The organism is Williamwhitmania taraxaci, from assembly GCF_900096565.1.
Lineage (GTDB): Bacteria > Bacteroidota > Bacteroidia > Bacteroidales > Williamwhitmaniaceae > Williamwhitmania > Williamwhitmania taraxaci.
Genome location: NZ_FMYP01000019.1, coordinates 36170 through 56366, shown reverse-complemented (window position 1 = coordinate 56366; position 20197 = coordinate 36170). Strand labels below are relative to the sequence as shown.

At 43.6% G+C, this 20197-nt stretch carries 14 protein-coding genes and 1 pseudogene; 11 read left to right on the top strand and 4 right to left on the bottom strand.

What is annotated here, in order from left to right:
* Positions 1-227: pseudogene (locus BLS65_RS06900) on the bottom strand (hypothetical protein); the annotation flags it as partial.
* Between the two features lie 430 nt (positions 228-657).
* Here BLS65_RS06900 and BLS65_RS06895 point away from each other — a divergent pair.
* Both BLS65_RS06895 and BLS65_RS06890 read left to right on the top strand, forming a co-directional pair.
* Positions 658-1302: a Crp/Fnr family transcriptional regulator gene (locus BLS65_RS06895; protein WP_170830022.1), complete on the top strand. Its 645-nt coding sequence runs from the start codon at positions 658-660 to the stop codon at positions 1300-1302.
* A gap of 171 nt (positions 1303-1473) precedes the next feature.
* Positions 1474-2388 carry a DUF5692 family protein gene (locus BLS65_RS06890; RefSeq protein ID WP_092437300.1) on the top strand — a complete coding sequence of 305 codons (915 nt, stop codon included), beginning with the start codon at positions 1474-1476 and terminating at the stop codon, positions 2386-2388.
* A gap of 76 nt (positions 2389-2464) precedes the next feature.
* Here the strand turns inward: BLS65_RS06890 and BLS65_RS06885 are convergent, their stop codons facing one another.
* Positions 2465-3286: a hypothetical protein gene (locus BLS65_RS06885; RefSeq protein ID WP_092437298.1), complete on the bottom strand. Its 822-nt coding sequence runs from the start codon at positions 3284-3286 to the stop codon at positions 2465-2467.
* 271 nt (positions 3287-3557) lie between these two features.
* A complete protein-coding gene (locus BLS65_RS06880) occupies positions 3558-4145 on the bottom strand; it encodes a sigma-70 family RNA polymerase sigma factor (RefSeq protein WP_092437296.1) in 588 nt (195 codons plus the stop codon).
* 459 nt (positions 4146-4604) lie between these two features.
* Here BLS65_RS06880 and BLS65_RS06875 point away from each other — a divergent pair, with 459 nt between their 5' ends.
* Positions 4605-6686, top strand: coding sequence for a glycoside hydrolase family 97 protein (locus tag BLS65_RS06875; protein WP_092437308.1), 2082 nt, complete (start codon positions 4605-4607; stop codon positions 6684-6686).
* A 94-nt stretch (positions 6687-6780) separates the two neighbouring features.
* Here BLS65_RS06875 and BLS65_RS06870 read toward each other — a convergent pair whose 3' ends face one another.
* A complete protein-coding gene (locus BLS65_RS06870) occupies positions 6781-7518 on the bottom strand; it encodes a helix-turn-helix domain-containing protein (protein ID WP_092437294.1) in 738 nt (245 codons plus the stop codon).
* A gap of 255 nt (positions 7519-7773) precedes the next feature.
* Here BLS65_RS06870 and BLS65_RS06865 point away from each other — a divergent pair, with 255 nt between their 5' ends.
* From BLS65_RS06865 to BLS65_RS06830, 8 genes are all read left to right on the top strand, one after another.
* Positions 7774-8583, top strand: a complete 810-nt coding sequence (locus BLS65_RS06865) for a GLPGLI family protein (protein WP_092437292.1) — start codon at positions 7774-7776, stop codon at positions 8581-8583.
* Between the two features lie 23 nt (positions 8584-8606).
* Positions 8607-9407, top strand: coding sequence for a GLPGLI family protein (locus BLS65_RS06860; protein WP_092437289.1), 801 nt, complete (start codon positions 8607-8609; stop codon positions 9405-9407).
* Complete coding sequence (locus BLS65_RS06855; RefSeq protein WP_092437287.1) at positions 9404-12052, top strand: carboxypeptidase-like regulatory domain-containing protein; 2649 nt, start codon at positions 9404-9406, stop codon at positions 12050-12052. The genes BLS65_RS06860 and BLS65_RS06855 overlap by 4 nt, the downstream gene beginning before the upstream one ends.
* 188 nt (positions 12053-12240) lie before the next feature.
* Entirely contained in the window at positions 12241-12441 is a 201-nt protein-coding gene (locus BLS65_RS06850; protein ID WP_092437285.1) for a hypothetical protein, read from the top strand.
* 231 nt (positions 12442-12672) lie between these two features.
* A complete protein-coding gene (locus BLS65_RS06845; protein ID WP_092437306.1) occupies positions 12673-13746 on the top strand; it encodes an ABC transporter permease in 1074 nt (357 codons plus the stop codon).
* 153 nt (positions 13747-13899) lie between these two features.
* Positions 13900-14655 carry a triose-phosphate isomerase gene (tpiA, locus tag BLS65_RS06840; protein WP_092437283.1) on the top strand — a complete coding sequence of 252 codons (756 nt, stop codon included), beginning with the start codon at positions 13900-13902 and terminating at the stop codon, positions 14653-14655.
* Between the two features lie 71 nt (positions 14656-14726).
* On the top strand, positions 14727-15560 hold the full coding sequence (gene prmA, locus BLS65_RS06835) for a 50S ribosomal protein L11 methyltransferase (protein ID WP_092437281.1): 834 nt from the start codon (positions 14727-14729) through the stop codon (positions 15558-15560).
* A 5-nt stretch (positions 15561-15565) separates the two neighbouring features.
* The gene (locus BLS65_RS06830) at positions 15566-20137 is read left to right on the top strand and encodes a hypothetical protein (protein ID WP_092437279.1); all 4572 of its coding nucleotides are present in this window, start codon (positions 15566-15568) and stop codon (positions 20135-20137) included.
* Positions 20138-20197 lie beyond the last annotated feature (60 nt).

Genomic DNA, 20197 nt, shown 5'->3' with positions numbered 1-20197 from the left:
AGCTCTGAGCGCAGGTGTTCGGTAATATCCTCGGCGCATTCGCCGCCGCATAAAACCAGCATGAGGTAGGATCGAAACAAATCACTGTAGGAATACTGTGCCTTAACTCCCCGAATGCCAAGCGTTTGGTCTATGGTGTCGTAAATAGAGGCCTCCCGGATAATTTTGTCTGCAAAATTTATTCCGCCAAAAGAGTTGATGGTGTCGCTAGAATATGTAATTTTCATCCGCTACGATGTTTTCACCTAAGTAGGTGAAAATATTTTAATCGGGAAAGCCTTGTGATGATTATTATTACAGGGGTTCCCGATTATTTTATGCTTTTATGTTGCGGATATAAGGTTATACAAGATGACTTTGCATACCGTGGATAACAATTTACGTCATAAAATTTTAAGATCATTTCATCTGACGAATTTGTATCGCTAATTAATCTGATACAAACATAACCCTAGATGCTGCTCAATGCAAAAGCGATCAATGAATAGGAGGGTTGTCTAATCTAAATGGGTGATTTTATCTGTGAAAAAATGGAGGCGGTTGGGTAATATGTCAAAGAGCAGATGCTATAATGAGAGTTGTGCGGTTTTATCGATTTGCCTGAATCCCTGCATCGGTGGGGAGGCGATACTTTTGCCTACAAATAAAATTGTAAGAATGGAATTGTATTTTGCCATTAATTGCCTTCGCGCTATCTTTGAAACTTATAAATCCGAGATGTTCAATAAGCTCAGGCAACAATTAGAGTGTGAAATTACTGTGTCGGCTGAACTTATGCTGCAGTTAGAGGCGCGTGGGGTTATTCTAAGGTTTCATAAAAACGAATACGTCTTGCAGGCAGGTGAGGTATGCGATTTTAGTTGTTTTATCCAGTATGGTTGTTTTATTCATTTGCACATAAATGCTGATGGGAAGGAAAGTATTATTGGCTTTGCTGTCGATGAGGCATATAGTTTTTTTTCCTCGCCAGAGAGCTATTTTACGCGACAGCCCTCTGTTTGTGGTATTCGTGCACTGGAGGATAGTATGGTGATTCGCTATTCTCGAACCGATTTGGACGAGCTGTGTATTACCTTTCCCGAGTTTAGTACTTTTTACTACAAAATTATTGCCGATGGATTTCTTACTCTATACAAGTTCAATACGCTGCGCCTTACGCTTACCTCTACGGAGTTTCTTAAATATTTGCTTACAAAGCAGCCCATTTATCTGCAGCGTATTCCTGATAAATATATCGCCCTCTTTATGGGGATAAGTAAGGAATGGCTTTGCAAGCTAAAAACGAAGATCTTACGAAGTTGAACTAATTCAACTTTCTTTCGATGATGAGCTCGTAGCTTTGCTTTATCAATCGTTCGTCTTACTGAGATGGAGGAGGTGATCATCTTCCTGTTCTTCATTCAGTAAATGTATACACCGAATAGTTGCTCAGCAAAATATTGTTTCATTAATCAAAAGATAGGAGATTTCGCTATGTTTTTCTTTGAACAGATTACTTGGTATTCGGGTCTTATGTGGTTTGTGGTTGTCGCAGGCTTAATACTCGTGAATGAGTTGACACGGGCCAATAAATGGTTTTCCCTTTTTGTTTATCTAGCATTGCCGCTTACCCTTACTTACACTGTGTGGGTATATACTGCAGTTCCTGGTACAAGTGTAGGAACTTGGTTTGCGTGGACAAAGGTTTATTCAGCGTTAGCTGGGTGTTTAGGCTTCATGGCCTTACGCTATTTTAAAGGTTGGGCTCAGAATAAGTATTTACTTCTTTTTCCGCCACTAATTCTGTCTGTAAATATACTAGAAGCCGTTGTTCGCGATTTTCAATGCTACAGCTATAATGGTTTTGTCGATGGCATGATGATCGTAGGTGGCTCATGGAATATTATGAACGGAATAGCTGGGATTTTGAATATTATCACCATTTCAGGTTGGATTGGGATTTTTATTGGTAAGGATAAATACAAGGATATGCTTTGGCCCGATATGCTTTGGTTCTGGATTATTGCCTACGATCTGTGGAACTTTGCCTATGTCTATAATTGTGTTCCCGACCATGCCTTTTATGCGGGTGCAGCCCTGCTGGTATCCTGTACCATCCCGGCATTTTTCATCAAGAAGGGAGCCTGGCTCCAGCACCGCGCTCAAACATTGGCCATATGGGTGATGTTCGCCATGTCGTTCCCGGCATTTATCGACACCTCTCGATTTGCTGTAAAATCGTCGCACAACACTACGGCCTTATGGATGCTTAGTTTCATAGCTTTAGCTGCCAACATCGGCGTGTTTGTTTATAACATCTATAAGATTCGTAAATACAAGCGTAATCCGCTTAGAGATGAATTGCATTCCGATTTATCTGGTTATAACGAAGTGGCGGCAAACAAATAGTTGCGTTCACTGATAATACTTATGCAAAATGGGGCTCTCTGAATGCCCCATTTTGCTTTATAAGCATTTCACTCGTTTATTTCCCTCCGCGAAGCTTAATTTCAGTGGTTTTGCCGTTGTAGGTAATGGTGGCTAAGTTGTCACAAGTGCCAGAGCCGTAATCGAGTATAACTGTTTTCTCATTTACAAGCATCTCAACTGTTCCCGAAACAATGAATCGGCAAGCTCTTTCAACGCGTAGCGGGTTCATTATAGTGTGGGTATATACATATCCGTTTCGGTTGATTCCGGTTGCGCCACCTGTAACTTCAAACACATCGTCCCAGACGTTGTATGGGGTGTCAAAACCATCAACCCAAGTGCGGGTGCGGGTAAAGGTGCGGGTGTATGTTTTACCGTCGGTGAAGGTAATCTTGCCATTGTCACAGGTTGCAGTGAATTGGTTTGCAGCGGTCTTGGTAATCATCTTGGTTCCCTCAATGCGGTTGCCGTTTATCGTGAAGTTCTCGAAGGTTATGGTGCGCATGAAGACGTCTTCTATTGGGCGACCCACAACATTGATGATGATCTTACCATTCTTTACTATGTTTTGGTTGCCTTTAGGATTGGTCCAATTAGTGAATGTGATCGTCTTGGTTATGGAGTTGTCGGCATTCACTATCGTAGTTACTGTCCGCCCGTTGTCTGCTACAATATCCATTTCGCTGGAAGCAAGGGAACGAGTAGGAGCCTCCATGGTTACTTCATCGGCTTCGTTATCAACATCGTCGTAGTAGTTCGTGGCCAAATCATCTTCCTGAATGGTGGTAACCATCGGATCGGTAGTTTCATCGTCTTTTTGGCAGGAAGCGAAAAGCATTGCACCGGCGGCAAACATTAAAATTGAAATTCTTTTCATGGCTGTAATTATTAAGTTAAACGTGTAAATGTTTTTATTTTTTTATACACCTAATACCCTTAACAAAAAAAATACCCTACTGTTTTTTGAATTATTTCTATTTGGACGGTGTTTTTAGTTGTTGATTATTGTAAATGAGAAAGTTGTATGATGTGCCGGTAGGGCTGCCTTTACCGCGATTCTTCAACGTTTTAAATACGATCGGTTATCAAATGCAAAGGCCGTCTTCGGAGGGGGAGACGGCCTTTAGGTGTTTATGTTTCGTGAAAGTTTATTCTGAAAGTACAATCTTATGCTCTTCAATTAGTTTGCGGAGATTTATTAGAGCGTAGCGCATACGGCCAAGTGCAGTGTTTATACTTACGTTAGTGGTTTCAGCAATCTCCTTAAAGCTAAGGTCCATATAGTGTCGCATCATTACCACTTCGCGCTGCTCTTCAGGTAGGTAAGCGAGAAGCCCTTTTACATCCTTAAGAATTTGGTCGTAAACCATATCTTGCTCAATGGTCTGTTCCGAGAAGCGATGAGAGTTAAATACATCCCACTCGAACGACCCAGCATTGGTTGTGCCGAGCTGCTTCTCCCTTCGGTAGTGATCGATGATGAGGTTATGAGCAATACGAACCACCCAGGAAACAAACTTCCCGTTCTCAAAGTATTTACCCTCTTTTAGCGATTTGATTACCTTGATAAAAGTCTCCTGAAAAATATCGTCGGCTAGGGCTTTATCCCTAACGGATACCATGATGTAGGAGTAAACTTTTTGTTTGTGTCTTTTTAGAAGTACTTCAAACGAAGCGTGACTGCCATCCACGAACTGTGTAACCAATTCCTGGTCCGAAACGATTAATTGTTCCAATTCTACCTCCTTTTTTAGTTCAGTGTAGAATACAATCTATAGGCAGTAGGATTTTTAGGTTTGTTTGGGACCAAAAGTAGGAATATTTCTGAATATGGTTCATTTTCAATGGTCAAAAAGTGTTAAAAGAGAAAAAATAGAAGTTCAACGGTAGTTAGTATGATGTTATACTGTAGTTAATCGGAAGAGGAAAATGCCTGAATACACAAGGAGTTTCACTAACCTTATTGTTGACTAGTATGAAGGACTCAGAAGAAAAATGTCAGAAGACAGAAAACAAGATATGCGAAAGCCGTTAACGCCTTGATACTTCATTTTTTTCTGTCTTTTAACATTTCACCTTTAACTGCTATTTACAACGTTTGCGGAGAATTCCGATGCAAAGAATATGTGTAATGTACCATGGCCTTGCTTGTTTGGGTATATTTGCTAAAACGAATGGCACTAATTATTTTTGTTATGAGATATAATGTCCATAAACTCTTACTTACCATACTGTTTGGCGTAGGAGTTCTTTCTGTCATGGCTTCTGTGAAAAAGTTGGAGGTTACCTCTCCATCGGGAGGCATTAAGGTTGAGTTCTTCCTTCAGGGAAAGGGCGAGGCGGCCTACCGGGTGCTCTATAACGCCAAGCCGGTAATTGAAACCTCCACCCTTGGTTTCGATTTTCAGGGAGAGCCTTCGATAAAGGAGGGGCTCGCAATTACGAGCAGCGCCATTACCGAGTTTAACGAAACCTGGGAGATGCCCTGGGGTGAGCAACTAAAGGTGGTGAACCACTACAAACAGCTAAAGGTTACCCTTGCCGAGAAAGCAGGAAAGAAGCGAACATTTAGCCTAGTCTTTCGCGTTTTCGACGATGGCATTGGCTTTCGATACGAGTTCCCCAAGCAGGCATCCATGGGCAAGGTGGTAATCACCGATGAGAACACACAGTTTAAGCTAACCGGCAACCACCTAGTTTGGTGGCAACCCGGCGATTGGGATATTTACGAGCACCTCTACAATACTACCCGCTTTACCGATATTGATGCTATCAGCAAGCGTAACCATCCAAACTTAGCGCAAACATATATTCCAGAAAACGCTGTGAACACGCCGGTTACCATGAAAACCGACGATGGGGTTTACCTTAGCTTTCACGAGGCGGCACTCTACAACTATGCAGGCATTACGCTGAAGGTGGATACCACGAATTTAATGATGCAGAGCGAGTTGGTAGGAAATAGCAAAAACATAAAGGTGGTTACCGCTACCCCTTTTAACACGCCTTGGCGCACCATTCAAATTACCGATAGGGCAGGCGAACTTATTGAGTCGAAGTTGATTTTAAACCTGAACGAGCCCAATAAACTGGGCGATGTCTCCTATGTGAAGCCTACCAAGTATGTGGGTATTTGGTGGGAGATGCACCTTGGTAAAGCCAGCTGGGATATGGCCAGCGGTAAGCACGGCGCTACTACCGAAAACGCTAAGAAGTATATCGATTTTGCTGCCAAGAACAACATTCATGGACTATTGGTCGAAGGTTGGAATGCCGGATGGGAGCACTGGATTGGCTTTGAGGATAGGGAAGGGGTCTTCGATTTTGTTACCCCATACCCCGATTACGACATTAATGAAGTTATTCGTTATGGTAAGGAGAAAGGTGTTGCGCTAATTATGCACCACGAAACTTCTGCGGCCACTCAAACCTACGATAAGCAGCTCGACACGGCCTTTGCGTTTATGCAGAAGTTGGATGTTCATGCCGTGAAGACGGGATACGTGGGCAAGATTCTTCCCAAGGGCGAATACCATCACGGACAGTATATGGTGAACCACTACCAGCGGGTTCTTGATATGGGAGCTAAGTATAAGGTGGCCATCAATGCACATGAGCCAATTATGGCAACAGGCATTCGTCGCACCTATCCAAACTTTATTGCCCGTGAGGGGTTGCGCGGACAGGAGTTCAACGCTTGGGCTTCCGATGGAGGAAATATGCCGGAGCACCTTACCATTGTTCCGTTTACCCGCATGCTGGCCGGACCCATCGATTACACTCCCGGTATATTCGATATCAAGTTAAAGCCTTGGAAACCCAACAACCAGGTAAATAATACCTTGGCTCAGCAGCTGGCGCTCTACGTTGTTTTGTATAGTCCGGTTCAAATGGCGGCCGATCTTCCCGAGAACTACGAGGGCAACCCTGCTTTTCAATTTATTCGCGATGTGGCAGTAGATTGGCAGGAATCGAAGGTGTTGAATGGCGAAATTGGCGACTATGTAACCATTGCCCGCAAGGAGCGCAATGGCAATCGCTGGTTTGTGGGTAGCGTAACCGACGAGAACGCGCGAACCTTAACCATTAATCTCGACTTTTTGGATGCCGGGAAAAAGTATACGGCTACGGTTTATGCCGATGGCAAGGATGCCGATTGGGATAAAAACCCCATCTCCTTCAAAATCGAAAACTTTACTGTAGATAGTTCATCGGTGCTGAATTTGAACCTCGCTCCTGGCGGTGGTGCAGCGATAAGCATAGTGCCGGTAAAATAGCGGTAAGATATTTATTATGGAACGGGGCTGCTCTGAAAGGGCAGCCTTTTTTGTGCAGTAATATCTTGTTTTATGTTAAGCGACAGGAAATTGCTTAAGATGCAATGTAAACGCTAATGGCCTCTTTGATGTTGTCTGTATTTAATTTCTTGACAATATTTTTCTTGTAATACTTCACCGTATTGGATGAAATAAAGAGCAATTCGGCAATGTGACTTTCTGTAAATCCCGATGCCAACATTTGGAGTATTTCTACCTCTCTGGAGTTGAGGTTTGGCTTCAACTTCTTTTCAAATGTTTTGCTGCTTTGGTTATACTCGTAATCGCAAGCCTGTTTGGTATTTCTAAGTAAATGTGCCTCTTTTTTGTAGCCTACGGCTGGGCGTATGGTGCATAGCGATAGCCATATGTCACCTATATTTGTAATAACAATAGGCGTTTGGCTATGCTTTACCAATAGGTTCGCTCCTTTTTGGGTTAGCATTTTAAAGCAGCACTCTAGGGTGTAGTCACTTCGTTGTTCTAGTGCAATATTCTTATAGAATTCGAAGGCTGCTCGATTAACTGTTTGAAATTCTTCGAATGCAGCGGCATCCATTATTGACTGATAGTGTGCCCAGCCTCGCTTGATTACCTCTACCTTAGAATAGCCACTTAAAAAGGGTGAGCCATTGGGGATGTATGCAAATGTTTTCTTTTGGTAGTCGAAGAGGTAGCAACTACAGCCGAGGTTGCTCTCCATTGCACTAATTAGTTGAGCGTAGTGGGCAATTTGGGCAACGTGCAACTCTCCTGTTATGGTTGGAAATTGGGAATTGAAAAGGTTAGTCATTGCTTTGGCTTTTTTGGTCAGCAACTTTGACGGTTTGTCAAATGTAAGAATTTTTTAATTGCACGGAACTACTCAAATAGGTAGTTGAAGAAAGTTGTTTTGCGGTTTTGAGTTTGGATGTGTTACTTTTTTTGTTGCAATACCTTGAATTTATTCATTTCTTTTTTTTTTGAAAAACTACCTGATTGGGTAGGTCCGGGGTTGAATGTGTATTTGTTATATTGTGATTGACTTTATTAAACCCGTTGTCAACGAATGAAACATCTGATTTTATTGATTTTTTTACTTCCTGTCCTTGCAGTATCTGTGATAGGCCAAGAAATAGATACGCAAACCTTACGCTGCCAGTATAAGCTAACATACGTAGAGGATAGTTTACACCCTCAAGATGTATCTGTAGACTTAATGGTGCTAGAACAGGGCAAGCGTTGCTCTAAGTTTTATAGTTATTATGCCCATGTTCGGGACTCTGTATCAAAGGCCGATATTAAAGCGGGTTTGTCTCCAATGGAGCGCGTTACAAACTTAAAGAAATTAGGAATAAGGGGAACTGATGTTGTGATTTATAAGAACTATCCAGTGGGCAAAATCACTACGGTTAATAAGATTGCTCGTGATTACTACTGTTTTGATGAGCCGCTTGACGTGCCGCAGTGGGAGGTAAAGGCGGAGTATGATTCCATTCTTTCCTACCGTTGCCAAAAGGCCGTTTGCACTTTTCTGGGGCGAACCTATGTGGCTTGGTTTGCACCTGGTGTGCCCGTGAATGGTGGGCCTTGGTGTTTTTCTGGGTTGCCGGGGCTAATACTTAAGGTTGCCGATACAAGGAATCACTATATCTTTCAATGTGTGGGCATACAGGCCTTTTCTTCTCCAATTACATTCGTTCAGCAGAAATGGTTTAAGGTTTCGAAGAAGGAGCATGGTAAGGTTTTGCGTCGGCACTATTCTGATGTATTAAGTTCTTTTGCGGAATCGTATGGTGTAACAATTTCTATGACAGACGAAACTGGAAATGCGTTTAAACCTGAACTACCTTACAATCCCATTGATCTTACCCAATGATTTGCTTATAAATATTCTACTCTATGAAATTGTTTTTTTTCTTGTGTTTTCTTTATTTTGTTTTAACTTTTTCTGCTTACTCTCAAGAGATTGATACGCAAACCTTACGCTGCCAGTATAAGCTAACCTATGTAAAGGATAGCACAAACATGGGGAAAACTTCGGAGGATTTAATGATTCTTGAGCTGGGGCGGAAGTGCTCTAAGTTTTACAGTTACTACACCTTTCATTCTGATTCATTGGTCGATGCCGATACAAAGGCCGGCGTTTCTGTCATGGAAATGATTGGTAACATGGCAAAATATGGAGGAAAGCGCTCTAGTTATACGGTTTATCGTGATTACCCGGAGGGCGATGTTACCGTAGTAGATAAGATTATTGATAGCCACTATTGCTATGCAGAGCCGATTGTTCTACCGCAATGGCAGGTAAAGGCGGAGTATGATACCATTCTTGGCTATCGTTGCCAAATGGCTGTATGCAATTTTAAGGGGCGCAGCTATGTGGCATGGTTTGCACCGGGAATACCAGTTAATGGTGGCCCATGGCAACTTTCCGGCTTGCCCGGGCTAATACTTAAGGTTGCCGATACCCGAAATCACTATACCTTTCAGTGCGTTGGGCTTAAGGCATCTTCGCTGCCTATTGTTTTTAACAAGGTGGAGTTGACAAAGGTTTCTAAAAAGGAGTATAGTAAAGTTGTAAGGCGCTACTATGCCGATGCCATTGGACTTATCGAGTCTACATTTGGAGCGACAATTACTCCACTTGATGGGGGTGGAAAGCCATCAAAGCCATATAACCCTATTGACCTTACCTTATGACCATTCACCGAATAGTTGCAATCATTTTCCTATATTTTCTTTTTTTTTCTGTTGCATTTGGCCAAGTAGCGTTTACCGGCGTGGTAACCGATAAAAGCAACGGGAGCCCTGTGAGCAATGCTTCCATCACCCTGCACCGAAAACTTGCTGGCGATATGGTGGCCTTCGGAATCACCAACAGCCAGGGTCAGTATTCCATCACGCTTGACGAATCGCTCGATTCGGTCTTCGTGTGCTTTTCGTGTCTGGGGTATGCCACCCAGCAGTTGTATGTGGCAACGAAAGTTGGCTCAAGGAATGTGGCGCTGATGCCCGAGGCAATTTCAATAAACGAGGTTTCCGTGAAAGCCGATAAGATTTGGGCCAAGCGCGATACCATTAACTATTCGGTGGCGGGCTTTGCCAGCAAGTCGGATAGAACCATTGGTGATGTGCTAAAAAAGTTGCCGGGGATTGATGTGAACAAGGACGGGGCAATCTCCTACGGGGGAAAACCTATCAACGCTTTCTATATTGAAGGGATGGATTCTATGGATGGGAAGTATTCCCTTGCCACCGAGAATATACCGGTTGATGCCATTGCTAACGTTCAAATATTCGAAAATCATCAGAAAATAAAAGTTCTTGAGAATTCCTCGTTTTCCGACAGGGCCGCGCTTAACCTAACCTTGCGGGAAGCCTCTAAGTATAGGTGGGTAGGAAGCGCCCAGCTGGGCACTGGGCTACCTGTGGAGCTATGGGATGCCAACCTGTTTTTGATGAATATTGCCAAGCGAAATCAGGGTATCAATCTGGCCAAGAGTAATAATGCCGGAATCAATATTGCTAAGCAGCTAAAGGTTTTTACGCTGGAAGATTTTCTTAATGGGAGTAGTAGTAATAGCGATGTCGACCTGTTCGACATCCCCACCATCTCAATCCCATTGGTAAACGATGAGCGTTTTTTGTTTAATAAAACCTTCATGGCCAGCAGCAATAACCTTTGGATGTTGAGCAAGGACTGGCAGCTCCGGCTCAACGTTAGCTGCCTGAAGGATCGCGTTGCGCAAAATAGCCTACTGGTTGACACCTACCTGTTTCCCAACGATAGCGCACTGGTTGTTGTCGATGATCGTGATTTAGTAAATGAGCAATTCTACTTCGATGCCATGCTGACGCTTTCGGCAAATACGTCAAAGTTCTACTTCAATAACGCACTAAAGCTTACCGGTAATTGGAGCAGCAGCAGCGTTGATGGTCGTGGTTCGAGCGTCAATACGCAGCGGTATAAAACCCCTTCGCGGGCTATCCAAAACGATTTTAGGGTGATAAAACGCATTAGGGGCGTGAATGTAACCTTTGCCAGCTTCAATCGGCTTGCCAGGCTTCCTCAGAGTTTGGAGGTAAGGCAAGAGTCGCCCGATACCATTTTTAACGGTAGGCTCAACTATCTCCAACTGGTTCAGGATATAACACACTTAAGTGCCGTGTCCAACAGCAGTGCCTCGTTTACACTGGCCAAGGGTAAGTGGTATTTGGAGAACAAGTTTGGTTTAAACCTTCAGCATCAGGAATACACATCCACTCTTGCACCTGCGCCCCAAGTCGATAGCGAGTTCTCCAACCGCTGGGATTGTAACTATTTTCGCTACTCGGCTACTCCTAAATTGGGGTTTGTAAGCGAAAAGTTCAGGATGGAACTGTCGCTCCCGCTCGAGGTTGTTAGCATGAATTTTAACGATAAAGTTTTAGACAAAACACTGAATTGGAATACAATCTATTTTACCCCTAAACTTAGTGTGAGGTATAAGTTCAGCACTAAGTTGGAACTCTCTTCCAGCGTTAGCCAGAACCAGAGTATTGGCGATCCTATGGAACTATCATCGGGGTATGTGCTGAGTAGCTATAGGTATATCAATCGGGGGCATGCGGTAGTGTCGGAGCAGAAGAGCCAAAGTTATACAGTGGGATTTGCGTATCGGAATCCGGTTACAGCGCTGTTCGTAAATGCAATGGTTAGCTTTACTCCATCGCTGTCGGATGCCAGCTACGTGCAATCGATACGGGGTATATATGTCATAAACTCGGCGATACAGCGGAGTAATAGCCGCGATTTTTGGATGGCAAGTAGCCGCATTAGCAAGTCCGTCGATCTTTTTAAATCGACAGCAGGAGTGGTGTTTAGCTACAGTAGCATAGCCACTACTATGCTTCAGGATGCGTCACCCATTCGCTACAGGAACCACGCTTTTACCATTAGTCCGAAATTTAATGCTCGGCCAACCAGCTGGGTTGAGTTGAATTACAACGGACAAATAACCATGAGCCAGCTGCAAATTGACTTTGCAAATAGTAGTAAACAACCCTATTTGCATCAAGTTTATCAGCAGTTATCGCTAGGTTTTAATCTGTGGGAGTCTTTTCAAATCCAGGTCAAAGGCGAACATTTCTATAACGAGCTTATTGCCGGAAACGCTCCAGTCGTTTTCTTTTGCGACTTAGGTTTTCGATATAAGCTGAAGCGGGTTGAGTTTACTGCCGATTGGAATAATATTCTCAACAAGAAGACCTATGCCTACTCTTCCTATGGAGGGTTGAATACCGCGTCGAGTAGCTACGAAATTCGTCCAACCAATGTTATGTTTGGCGTTTCCTTTAGGTTTTAAACGCTAGGCTTATTTTCACTAAAAAGGAGAACGAGCAAATTGGGCTGCTCTGAAAAGGGTAGCTTTTTTTGTGCATACACATTATTCACATTGAACGGGTTGTGGCGTAGTAAAAAAATAGTGACTCGGTTAAAATATGTTAAGGGTTAATACCGTTTCTTTATAAATTAAATGGTTTACACTTGCCTATGACAAAACATTCTACACACCTATTTATTTACGAGCAATATCCCAATTCCCAACGATTTTCGCTAGAAGATCCTCGTAGACTATTTGCTAGAATTGATGCCGAACTTTTAACGTTGTTTGGAGCAAAGAAATTACCACCTACTCCTTCGCAGGAGAGTATCAGCAAGATTTTAGCCTTCGCTCAAAAAGGAAACTCGTGACGATTTCCTGTTTTGTTGGTGAAACTAGAATACGGAGAACTGAAAAGCACTAAGACGCACATAGAATTGGAAATTGACTCCGAGTTTCCAAATTCTATATGCGTTTTTTTCAGCATCTATGTTTATTACCGGTTGCCTGTTCTATGTTTTTCTGGCAGATACTGAGTTACGTGATACATTTTCTATTTGCTCATTCCCTTGGCTTGTTTACCTTTGCCAAAAAGCACCTCATTGACTACCTATTTGCTAAAACGATTACTGAACAGTATTGCAATACTCTGGGGTGTTGTAACTCTGCTATTTGTGCTGTTCAGTCTTATTCCTGGAGATGCGTCGCGGTTGCTCGTTGGCCAGCGTTCGGACAAGAAGTCGATGGAACTTATCCAGAAAGATTTGGGTCTTGACCAGCCTAAGTCAATTCAGTACCTTGCCTTCTTAAACGACCTTTCGCCAATATCTATTCATTCTACCGATTCGCTCAGCCTTTTCTTTCTGGCTAAGGCCAAGTATGGAGAGCCTGCGACTGTCAATGTAGGTAATATGGTTGTGGCATTTAAGGCTCCATACCTTCGTCGTAGCTATCAAAACCAAAAAAACGTTTCTGAAATAATTGCAGAGACCTTTCCCAATACCATGGTCTTGGCTATTGCGGCAATGGTATTTGCCAGCGCGCTTGGCATCTTTCTAGGACTGGTGTGCGGGTTGCATAAAGACAGCTGGTTCGATAAAGGAGCGCTGGTTTTCACTTCATTCGGAATGTCTTTGCCTTCCTTCTTTGCAGCAATCCTGATCGCTTGGTTGTTTGCCTATAAACTGGGAGACTATACAGGGCTGTCGCTCACAGGCAATTTGTGGGAAATCGATGATTTTGGTAATGGCCCCTACCTGAAACTTCAAAATCTTATTCTTCCAGCGCTCACCTTGGGAATTCGACCCTTAGCGGTTGTGCTGCAGCTAACCAGAAGTTCGCTACTTGATGTCCTCTCGCAGGATTATATTCGCACCGCAAGGGCAAAAGGATTGAATATGCGACAAATAGTGTGGCGTCATGGGCTTAAGAATTCACTTAATCCGGTTGTAACGGGTATATCCGGTTGGTTTGCCTCGATGATGGCCGGCGTGATTTTTATCGAGTATATTTTTGGTTGGAAGGGGCTAGGCTATGTTGTTGTTGATGCCCTTAATTCGTATGATATGCCTGTGGTGGCGGGCTGCGTTCTCACCATTTCCCTCGTCTTTATAGTCGTAAATCTCTTCGTGGATTTTGCCTACACTCTCATCGACCCAAGGATTCAACTTAGCTAGGGTGGCTGTTTTATTTCCTGTTGCACGGTAACAATAGTGGCCCAAACACCTTTAGGGTGCCAACGTTTCCGTTAATTATCTTGCAGATATTCGCACCAATATCTAGCGTGGCATCGGTTTTTTCGGTAATTTTGGACGACTAAAAATGTGAACATGAGAAAGAAAATTGCAGCAGGAAACTGGAAGATGAATACAACTCCAGCAGAGGGTGTTAAACTTGTTTCTGAAATACTTGGAAAAGTTTCAGAGGTGGAAGGTGATGTTGAACTTATCGTTTGCCCCCCTTATACTCACCTTGCAACTATTCTTGACAAGGTAAAGGGAAGCCGCATAATGGTTGGTGCCCAGAATTGTGCATGGGAACTTAGCGGTGCATTTACCGGCGAAATCTCTATTACCACGCTTAAGGAAATGGGCGTTACCCACGTAATTATTGGTCATTCGGAGCGTCGTGAATTTTTTCATGAGAGCGATGAAATGATGCTGAAGAAGGTTCGCTTAACCTTAAGCCATGGCCTTATCCCAATTTTTTGTATTGGCGAAAAACTTGCTGAGCGCGAGAAAGGAATTCAGTTCGAGGTTGTTGTAAAGCAGATGGAGAAGGTTGTTTACCAACTTTCGGAAGATGATCTCAAGAAAGTAATAATTGCTTACGAACCAGTTTGGGCCATTGGTACCGGAAAGACTGCAACACCTGAGCAGGCACAAGACATGCATGGCTTTATCCGTAATTCTATTTCGAAGCAATATAGTAGCGCGGTGGCTAATACTATCCCAATTCTTTATGGTGGTAGCGTTAAGGGAGCCAATGCAAAGGAGATATTTTCCATGCCCGATGTAGACGGTGGTCTGATTGGTGGCGCATCGCTATCGGTTTCGGAATACATCGAAATTGCAAAATCTTTTTAGTATCAACAACAAGATTTTTTATTCTTGTCGGGTCGATCGAAAGTGTAGTCAATTAACTTAAACACAATATTGTGAAGTACGTAGAGTTTTGCTGCGTTGTCAGCAACCCCACCGAAGATATACTCGATATTTTAGTAGCTGAGCTCGCCGAGCTTGGCTACGACTCTTTTAATACCGAAGGATCAACACTGAAAGCATATATTCCGGAGGTGGCATTTGATGGCAACTCTTCAGCGGCAATCGTAAATAAATATTTGTCGGCCGATGGGGTAACCATTTCGTGGGAACCGATGCCTGATAAGAACTGGAATGAGGTATGGGAATCGAACTTCGAGCCAATTATTATTGAGGATAAGTGTACCATTAGGGCGCCATTCCATACCAACTTGCCCAAGACCACCTACGAAATTGTTATTGAGCCAAAGATGTCGTTTGGCACCGGACACCACGCCACTACTTACCAAATGGTGGAGTTTGTTCTTGCCAACGAATTTAAGGGATTGCGGGTGTTGGATATGGGCTGTGGTACGGGCATTCTTGCAATTCTTGCCGCAATGAGAGGCGCTTCCGATGTGTTAGCTATCGATAACGACGACTGGGCTTTTCAGAATGCTGAAGAAAATGTTCAGCGCAACGCTTCCGGAAAGGTTCGGGTTGCCTTAGGCGATGCCAATCTGTTAGGGGCAGAAACGTTTGATGTGATTTTGGCAAATATCAATCGAAATATTCTGCTTGCCGATATGTCGCGCTATGTGGATGTGTTGAAAAACGATGGATTACTATTCTTGAGTGGTATTCTTATCGTGGATATTCCAATAATTTCCGAGTGCGCTATTGGGTTAGGACTAACTCTTTTGGAGCAAAAAGATCGGAGTGGATGGGTTGCCCTCTCTTTTAAAAAGTAAACGGTATGGCATTTCTTAAAAACAATAAACGGATATTCTTCTCCCTTCTCCTTGTTGCTTCTCTTTTTCTTGTGAGGGGCGAAAAGCAGGGATTCGATAAGTTTTCCGGCGATCCAGTCGCATTTCCGCTTGAACTACTAACCTATTTTGGTCAGGATTTACCTAAGGAGGTAAAGAGTCAGGTAGATAACTTTATTGTTTTTTGGAATACCGGCAGCTATCTGAGCGATGCCCATAAAAAATTAATTATTGCGGAGTGCAATCAGCTAGTCGAGAAAAAGTGTTTGGCTGTTCCCCACATGTCTACATTCTTGAAAATTATTGGCGCTTTTGGTCAAACCAATCACCCCGTTGGCGATTTTGAGACTTGGCTTAGGGGTATTAGTGGCTCCACGGAACTAAAAGCAGCTAGTGCATCACAGCTCTTTAAGGTATTATCGAATACACAGGTACTACTCGATTCTTCAAGTATTGTTTATCGGGCTGCAGGGCACGTATGGAGTGCTCAGCCACGAGCATTTAAATTTGTGGCAGGGGCGGAGTTGGTTGTGTCGTTCCATGAGGTTGAGTTGGAGTGCAATTCAAGCACCGACAGTATTGCTGTAAAAAAAACATCGGGACAAATCAACCTACTTACCGGTCAGTGGAAGGGCCAGGGTGGTATTGTAACATGGGAAAAAAATGGGTTGTCCCAGAGCGTAACCAATGCTAAGTTGCGCAATTATGCCATTGCACTCGATCAGAACGGGTTCAATGCCGATTCGGTGGAATACGTCAATACCGCATACTTAAAGGAGAAAATTCTAGGTACACTTTCCAGTAAACTGGAGATTGGCATACCTACGAATCTGCTCACCTATCCTCGTTTTAAATCGTATAAGCAGCGGTATGTAATAAAGAATATATTCGAAAATGTTGATTTTGATGGTGGCCTCGAAGTAAAGGGATCAAGTGTTATTGGTTATGGCTCGAGCGAGGATCCGGTAACTATTACTATTCGGCGCCCTAATTCCAATGGGAAAACCTATGATTTCATTCGCACCACGTCGCGATTAGTGATCCTTAAAGAGTCCGAGTTGCGTGCCTCAAAGGCTCAGGTGTCTCTTTTTATTGAACAGGATTCCATCTTTCACTCCAATGTCGACTTGATTTACAAACAAAAACAGGGAGAAGTTTTCCTTGTTCATAACAATCGAATCCTTTCGCAGAGCCCTTACTACGATTCCTACCATAAAATGTCGTTTACCTGTGAACAGCTCTACTGGAAAACGGGAACGGATGAACTTCTTTTTTCCGGTGCTTTTGGAAGTGCGCTGAATCGATCGAACTTTGAGTCTCAAAACTTCTTCAATATCGACCGCTTTGACGGACTAATGGGCACTGATGAACAGCATCCTGTTTATGCTTTACGGAATTTTGCTAAGAAGCATCCCGGAGCGCAACTCACGGCCCAGGGGTTTGCTAATTACCTTCGCAAGAATGTAACCGATACAAGAGTCTATTTGATGAGAATGGCCCAGCTTGGTTATGTTTTTTACGATGTGGAAACCGAAGAAATTCGCTTTGCCCCCAAACTTATGGAGGCACTAAAGGCTCGCAGTAGCCAAATAGATTACGATGTTTTGCAGTTTGTGTCGGAAACAAATGGTGGTAAGGGGAACGCTAAAATGAGTCTTTCTACAAACGACATGTTTATTTATGGTATTGATAATATTTCCGTTAGCGATTCCCAAAACGTTTATATCGCACCGCGTGGAGGAAATATTATTATGAAGAAGAATCGAAATTTCTCCTTCGATGGTGGGGTTCGTGCCGGTCTCTTTACTTTTTATGGGGATAGTTTTGCCTTCGATTATGCCAACTTTAAATTTTCCATGAATAAGGTCGATTCACTCCATATCGACATACAGACTAATCAGCGCGACGCATATGGGCAGCGTGTTCTTGCGAGGGTTAATAGCACCCTTGAATCTATTTCGGGCGATTTACTTATCGACAAACCGAATAACAAGTCGGGTTTAGAACTGAATCCGGAGTATCCAATTTTTCGAAGCACCAAGGAGTCATACGTTTACTACGATTCACCCGAAATATTCGATGGTATTTATAAACGTAAGAAATTCTTCTTTAGAGTAGACCCGTATACCATAGATAGCTTAAATCAGTTTGAGAAGGCTGACCTGAAGTTTCAAGGTCAATTCGAATCGGATGATATTTTTCCACCTTTCGAAGAGACACTCTCGGTTCGTCCCGACAATTCGCTGGGATTTGTTCATAAGACTACGGATGCTGGCCTACGAGCCTATAAAGGGAAGGGTGTTTTCTACAACAATGTTGATTTAAGTAATCAAGGGTTGATAGGTAAGGGGGCACTAACTTACCTCACTTCTCGCACTACCTCACCGGGGTTCTTCTTCTTTCCCGACTCCGCTTTAGCAATTACCGATAAGTTTGTGCTTGGCGAGCAATTGGCTGGGATTGAATTTCCTGACGTAGTGGGCGAGGGCAATCGTTGGAAGTGGCTGCCTCGAAAAGATACCATGAAGATTTCTTACGGCGAGAAACCGTTCCTAATGTTCAACAGCAAGAGTTCCTTAATGGGCGATTTGATTCTTACGCCTGTTGGACTTATTGGCAATGGCACTACGGTGGTGGAGAATGCGCAGCTGGTGTCAAAAAAATATCGCTACGATGCCCGTCGGTTCAAATCGGATACCACCTCATTTAACCTCTTCAGTAGAGAGCAGAATCTTGCCTTTGCCGCCGATAGCGTAAAGGCTTTGGTCGATATGGACAAGCGCGAGGGAACTATTTCGAAAAACGGCGCCTTTATACGCGCGTCGCTGCCCGAAGTGAAGTATAGCTCTTTCCTCGATGCCTTAGTGTGGCACATGGATAAGTATGACTTTACCATGACTGCAACCCGCTCGATGCCTGTGGAGAAAATCAACATTGTGAAACGCAGACAAATCACGGTTAATGATACCATTCCCACCGGAGCAATTTTTGTTTCGACTCGGGCCGATCAGGATACTCTTAACTTTGTATCTCCGCTTGCGGACTACAGTATCGATTCTGCCACCATTCGAGCCAAGAAGGTGAAATACCTCTTGGTTGCCGACGCTCAAGTAAAACTTGGTGATGGAAATATTGATGTAGCGCGTGGTGGCTTGTTACGACCATTTAAGAAGGCCGAGATATTTGTCGATAAAGTGGGTAAGTTTCATCGACTCTACGATGCAGATGTTGCCGTGTTGAGGGGAATGGATTATAAGGCTAGTGGAAAGTATGACTATATCGATTATCAGAAGAATGTTCAGACCTTCTTTTTCAAGGATATTAGTGTTGATAAATCGCGGATAGAAACTTATGCCAATGCTACGCTTACCGAGCCCGATAGCTTTAAACTGAGCCCTGAGTTCGACTTTATGGGTGATATAAATCTTAAAGGGAGCAAGCACTTTCTTGAGTTTTATGGTGGTGTAAGACCAATTCATAGTTGCCCCGGAGTTGTTCGTAGCTGGTTGAGATTCCAGACGGAGATAAACCCCGATAGCGTAGTAATACCATTTCGGGAGCCGGTGTTTGATGTCAATCAATCGCCCCTTTTCACCGGAACGTTTATTGCTTCCGATTCGATCCATATTTTCCCGGGATTCTTAAGTTATCATAAGTTTTTCCTTGGCGATCCAGTGGCAACTTCTGTCGGTTACCTCTACTTTCAGAAGAATCAGGGGAAGTTTGTTGTGAGTAGCCCCGCTCTTTACGGACACTCCGATACTACCGGAAACAGAGTTACCCTTAACCGGGATTTTTGCATGCTCGAAGCGGAGGGCAAGCTAAGCCTCGCCTCCAAGTTTGGCCGTATGGAGATAAACATTGCGGGAACCCATACCTATATGCTGGAGGAGGAGAAGGCAAAACTCGATGTAGTAATGGATATGGACTTCTTCTTTAATCAGCTGTCGCTACAAGCAATGGCAGCCGATTTGAATACTATGAAGGAGTTAGCTCCAGTGGATATGGGGCGGATTAGTTTTGTAAAGGGGATTCAGAATATTGTTGGGTATACTCAGGGTAAGCAATTGCTCAATGAGCTAAACTTATATGGAAAAATAACAACGTTACCACCGCAGCTCATGCACTCTATTGTCCTTACCGATTTGGTATTGGTGTGGAATCAGGAAACAAAATCCTTTGTTTCGAAAGGCGATATCGGTATTGGAATGCTTGGTGGTGTTCAGGTTCATAAAAAAGTGAAAGGGTTTGTAGAGGTAGTAAAACGGCGTTCGGGCGATTTGATCACCCTATACCTCGAACCTGCTCCAGGAAAGTATTACCTGTTTGCCTACATCCGAGGAACAATGCATATTGCAGGCTACTCTGATGCTTTTGTAGTACCCATTAGCGGGCTGAGCGGTAGTAAGCGAACCCAACCCGGAAAGCGTGGTCAGCCTCACTTTAACTATGTAATTACCGACCGCAATGTGCTTGGAGCAGCGCGTAAGCGGTTTGCCGAGATCAACGCGGGGGCAACCCCTGATGAGGTCCCCGACGACGTGCCTAGCGGACAGTAGACGGGAAATAGGCTATGGGCTATGGGCTATAGACTGCTGACTGCTGACTGCCGACTGTGG

Coding starts and splice junctions, on each gene's coding strand:
- BLS65_RS06895 (WP_170830022.1), top strand. CDS start 658: ATGGAATTGTATTTTGCCATTAATTGCCTTCGCGCTATCTTTGAAACT.
- BLS65_RS06890 (WP_092437300.1), top strand. CDS start 1,474: ATGTTTTTCTTTGAACAGATTACTTGGTATTCGGGTCTTATGTGGTTT.
- BLS65_RS06885 (WP_092437298.1), bottom strand. CDS start 3,286: ATGAAAAGAATTTCAATTTTAATGTTTGCCGCCGGTGCAATGCTTTTC.
- BLS65_RS06875 (WP_092437308.1), top strand. CDS start 4,605: ATGAGATATAATGTCCATAAACTCTTACTTACCATACTGTTTGGCGTA.
- BLS65_RS06870 (WP_092437294.1), bottom strand. CDS start 7,518: ATGACTAACCTTTTCAATTCCCAATTTCCAACCATAACAGGAGAGTTG.
- BLS65_RS06865 (WP_092437292.1), top strand. CDS start 7,774: ATGAAACATCTGATTTTATTGATTTTTTTACTTCCTGTCCTTGCAGTA.
- BLS65_RS06860 (WP_092437289.1), top strand. CDS start 8,607: ATGAAATTGTTTTTTTTCTTGTGTTTTCTTTATTTTGTTTTAACTTTT.
- BLS65_RS06855 (WP_092437287.1), top strand. CDS start 9,404: ATGACCATTCACCGAATAGTTGCAATCATTTTCCTATATTTTCTTTTT.
- BLS65_RS06850 (WP_092437285.1), top strand. CDS start 12,241: ATGACAAAACATTCTACACACCTATTTATTTACGAGCAATATCCCAAT.
- tpiA (WP_092437283.1), top strand. CDS start 13,900: ATGAGAAAGAAAATTGCAGCAGGAAACTGGAAGATGAATACAACTCCA.
- BLS65_RS06830 (WP_092437279.1), top strand. CDS start 15,566: ATGGCATTTCTTAAAAACAATAAACGGATATTCTTCTCCCTTCTCCTT.